Genomic DNA, 1,403 nt, shown 5'->3' with positions numbered 1-1,403 from the left:
AGCATCTCCACCCCGGCCAGGATGATGAACAGGCCACCCCAGAACGGCCGGCTCCGCTGCCAGCGGCGGAAGGTCCGCCACGTCCGGGCCGCGGTGCCGAGCCGGGCGTGGGACGGTTCGACGGTTGTCACGTACTCCTCCTGGCGGAGCGGGGGCGGGGACGGTGGGGCGGGCCCCGCGGTGGTCGGCCACCGCGGGCCGTGCTCAGCTCAGAAGCACTCCTTGCCCTTGGCGTCGTCACCCACGTTGACCTTGAGCCGCAGCCCGACCAGGTTGAACGTCGAGGACGTGGTGTAGCGCGACACCTGCTTCAGGTCGCGGATGGTGACCCGGTCGGAGTTCTGGCCGAACGAGCCGCGCTGGGCCGTCGGGTTCAGGTCGCTGGCGTCGCGGCCGATCTGGATGTTGGTGAACGTCGCGTTGCCTTCGAGCGAGTCCATCGCGATCACCAGGTCCTTGGCGCGGGCCGGGTCCTTGCCCTCGCCGGCGTTGATGGTGAGCACCACCGGCAGGCCGGGCAGGTCGGCGCGGACGGACTGGCAGAGGTTGTACAGGTCGGCGCTGCTGATCTCGGCCATCGCGACCGGGCGCGTCGCGCCGGCCTTGCCGTCCTCACCCTTCTCGCGGACGATGCCGCCGTACTGCTTGAAGCCCTCGCCCTCCAGGCGGTCCGCGCCGATCTTGAAGGTCTGCCCGGACACGGTGATGTCGGAGGCGATGGCGCCGGTCGACATGCCGAACAGGATGGCACCGGCGGCGGCCGTGGTGGGCACGATCATGGCGGCGAACCGCTTCCACCGGGTACCACCCTGGTTGTCGAGCCGATTCTGCACGGGTTCCTCCTCGAGCGAATGTGCGCGGCGGCCGGTTGTCGTACCGGTGGCCCGCGCCGGACCCCGCCCTCTGTTACCGACGGGTAACGATCGAGCCTGATCGTGCACCCGATGCGGCGCAGCTCACAACCCCCTCGTGTACCCGGCGGTAACACGAGCGCGCCACGAAGCTTGCTCGCCATCACCACGCGTTGACGCTCCGGGGCAGGAAAAGGGCATCAAAGGACGCAAAAGCGCCGTCATCGAGCGCCTGATCAACCCACAGTGACGACACATTGAGGGATTACAATCAAGTAACAAATGTACAGTGCGTCGAGCGCGATGGGCCGTTCGGGGCAGTGTCGTCGGCCGAACATCCGAGCCGGCAGATGACCGGGTCGATCCAGCCGCACCCCCGGATGTCCTAGGGTTTCGGCGTGAATCTCGACGACGTACGGCGCGACTGGACCAAGCTGGGCGCCGAAGATCCGCTGTGGGCCGTCCTCGTCCAGCCCGGTAAGCGCGGCGGGCAGTGGGACGTCGAGGAGTTCCTGGCCACCGGCCGCGCCGACGTCGAGGAGACGACCGGAT

The 1,403-nt window shown here is 68.5% G+C and carries 2 protein-coding genes; both read right to left on the bottom strand.

The window, feature by feature from the left end:
- Window positions 1-131: DUF6114 domain-containing protein (locus AB0L34_RS33885; protein WP_363709752.1), on the bottom strand; the 131-nt coding region annotated here is incomplete at its 3' end.
- A 78-nt stretch (window positions 132-209) separates the two neighbouring features.
- Complete coding sequence (locus AB0L34_RS33880; RefSeq protein ID WP_357176643.1) at window positions 210-833, bottom strand: DUF6230 family protein; 624 nt, start codon at window positions 831-833, stop codon at window positions 210-212.
- Window positions 834-1,403 lie beyond the last annotated feature (570 nt).

The sequence above is a fragment of the Micromonospora sp. NPDC052213 genome (assembly GCF_040679695.1).
Classification (GTDB): Bacteria; Actinomycetota; Actinomycetes; order Mycobacteriales; family Micromonosporaceae; genus Micromonospora.
The sequence above is the reverse complement of the archived record's forward strand: the minus strand, read 5'-3'. Positions and strand labels throughout refer to the sequence as shown.